1 protein-coding gene and 1 other annotated feature are annotated in these 3,152 nt (G+C 52.3%); the gene reads right to left on the reverse strand.

From position 1 onward, the window contains the following. The coding region (locus PBA01S_RS18830; RefSeq protein WP_127576516.1) for a valine--tRNA ligase at positions 1 to 2,674 on the reverse strand (2,674 nt) is incomplete at its 3' end. A 149-nt stretch (positions 2,675 to 2,823) separates the two neighbouring features. Then, positions 2,824 to 3,086 (reverse strand) — a binding site (T-box leader). Between the last annotated feature and the right edge of the window lie 66 nt (positions 3,087 to 3,152).

Below are 3,152 nucleotides of genomic sequence, written 5' to 3' on the forward strand. Positions count from 1 at the left end.
AACCTTTCAGTTCCGCAATCCGAGCCAGCACCTTGTCGCGTTTCTCAGAATAATCGGCCATCTTCGCCCGTTCTTCCTCGATTACTTTAACCGGTGCTTTAGACACAAAGCCTTCATTAGCCAGCTTCTTCTCGACACGTTCCACTTCTTTGTTCAAGTGGTCAAGTTCCTTTGTCAAACGCTCAATTTCCTGCGCGATATCAATGAGACCCGATAGCGGCAGGAACAGCTCGGCCCCCGTTACAACGGCGGTCATCGCTTTATCCGGCACATTTGCGTTCAGCGAAGCCTCGTACTCCGAAGTGTTGCAGAACCGGCGAACGTAATGCTCGTTGCGGGACAACACTTCCAGCACTTCCGCGCTGCCCGGCTTGATGACGAGCTCGACCTTTTTGCTCATCGGCACATTCACTTCGGCACGGATATTCCGCACCGCGCGAATGACATCGATCAGAAGGTTCATTTCCTGAACGGCGTCTGGCGCTTCCAGCGCTGGGTCGTATTCCGGCCATGCCGCCAGCATAATCGTTTCGCCAGAATGCGGCAAATGCTGCCATATTTCCTCGGAAATAAACGGCATAAACGGATGAATCATGCGCAGCGTGCGATCGAGTACATAGGCCAGTACAGACTGGGTTTTCTTCTTCGCCGCGGCATCTTCCCCGTAAAGGGACAGCTTGGCGAACTCGATATACCAGTCGCATAGATCGTCCCAGATAAAGTTGTACAGTAATCGACCCGTTTCCCCGAATTCGTAAGAATCGATCAAGCGTGTAATTTCCTTGGCTGTTTCGTTCATCCGGTGCAAAATCCAGCGATCCGCCGTCGACAGTTCACCGCTGATATCGATATCCTCGTACTTCACGCCCTCCAGGTTCATCAAAGCAAAGCGCGAAGCATTCCAAATCTTGTTGGCGAAGTTGCGGGCTTGCTCAACGCGTTCCCAACGGAAACGCAGGTCTTGACCCGGCGTGTTGCTGGTGGACAGCATGTAACGCATGGCGTCAGCGCCGTACTTCTCAATAACTTCAATTGGATCGACGCCGTTGCCCAGCGATTTGGACATTTTGCGCCCTTCACTGTCGCGGACGAGGCCGTGGATCAGGACATCCTTGAACGGAACTTGACCGGTGAATTCCAACGAAGTGAAGATCATCCGGGCAACCCAGAAGTAAATGATATCGTAACCAGTGGAAAGAACAGACGTTGGGAAATAGCGTTTGAGGTCCGCGCTGTCCTCATTCGGCCAGCCCAGTGTAGAGAATGGCCAAAGTGCAGAGCTAAACCACGTATCCAGCACGTCCTCGTCTTGTCGGATATCGTCGCGTCCCAGCTTGGCCCGTGCTTCTTCCTCACTGCGGGCAACAACCATTTCACCGGTCTCGTCGCAATACCAAGCCGGAATACGATGACCCCACCACAACTGACGGGAAACACACCAATCGCGAACGTTCTCGATCCAGTTCAAATAGATTTTCTCGAACCGATCCGGTACGAAGTTCACGCCGTTCCCCGATTTTTGCGCTTCAATTGCTTTTTCTGCGAGCGGCTTCATCTTCACGAACCATTGCGTCGACAAATACGGCTCAACCACAACGCCGGTCCGTTCACTATGACCAACTTGATGCACGTGGTCTTCAATTTTGATCAGCACGCCCATCTCTTGCAAATCTTTCACGATCTGCTTGCGGCATTCGAAGCGGTCGAGTCCTTGATACTTGCCGGCTTCCGCGTTCATCTTGCCGGTCTCGTCCATCACGTTAATTTGCGGCAGGTTATGGCGCAAACCAACCTCGAAGTCATTCGGGTCATGTGCCGGGGTGATTTTTACCGCGCCGCTGCCAAACTCTTTCTCAACGTATTCATCGGCAATAATTGGGATTTCACGGTCAACGATCGGCAGGCGAAGCGTCTTGCCAACCAAATGACGATAACGTTCATCCTCAGGATGAACGGCAACCGCAGTATCGCCAAGCATCGTCTCTGGGCGAGTTGTCGCCACGGTAATATATCCGCTGCCATCGCTCAGTGGATACTGAAGATGGTACAGATGACCGTTCACTTCTTTATATTCCACCTCGATATCGGAAAGCGCCGTGCGCGCCGCTGGATCCCAGTTGATAATATACTTGCCGCGATAAATCAAGCCTTTCTCATAGAGCTTCACGAACACTTCGCGAACCGCTTGGGACAAGCCCTCGTCCAAAGTAAACCGCTCGCGCGAATAATCGAGCGATGCGCCCATTTTGGCCCACTGTTCATGAATCGTTTCCGCATATTGGTCCTTCCAGGCCCAGACTTGTTCGAGGAACTTCTCACGGCCCAGGTCGTATCGGGATACGCCTTGCTCTCTAAGCCGCTGCTCCACTCTTGTTTGAGTTGCAATTCCCGCATGGTCCATCCCAGGCAGCCACAACGCATCATAGCCTTGCATCCGCTTGGTCCGGGTCAAAATATCCTGCAGCGTCAAATCGAGCGCATGCCCGATATGCAGCATCCCGGTTACGTTAGGCGGCGGAATCACAATCGTGTAGGGCTTGGCATCCGGCCGTTGTCCGGCTTTAAAGAAGCCGTTCTCCAACCAATAACGGTGCCATTTCTGCTCCGCTGCTTTCGGATCGTACGTCGTTGGCATTTCTACCGACGAAGTTTGTTGACCTTGATTTTCTGTCATCCTATTCAACCTCCGTTACAAATAAGCATAGCCTTGGCAATCCTAAGATAGTCGACTGGCGTTATCGGCTCCACCCGTGTGCATAAGACTTCGGACGGGCTTTCGCGCCTGCTTCATGATGCCTAAGAAAAAACAAAAAGCCCTTCGTCTCAAAGGACGAAAGGCTTTACTTTCGCGGTACCACCTTTGTTTCGCATCAATGGCATCCGGCTCCTTCAGCATCCGGTGCAAGAAATGCGACACTCATGCAGATAACGGCTGCGGCCGGTCCGTTCTAACCCCATATCAGATGCTGCTCAAACGGACAACTCCCGGGCGACTTCGGCGAGCTACATGTCCTGCAGAATCTCTCAGCCGTGGATTCCGCTCTCTGAAGGGTACGCTGCCTACTCTTCCCGTTCCAAGTCTTTGCCATAGATCTTATTACTTTAATCTATATTATCATAACTTGGAAAGGAACGGGAGTCAACAATCCGCG

It is taken from the genome of Paenibacillus barengoltzii NBRC 101215 (assembly GCF_004000745.1).
In the GTDB taxonomy this organism is placed as follows: Bacteria; Bacillota; Bacilli; order Paenibacillales; family Paenibacillaceae; genus Fontibacillus; species Fontibacillus barengoltzii.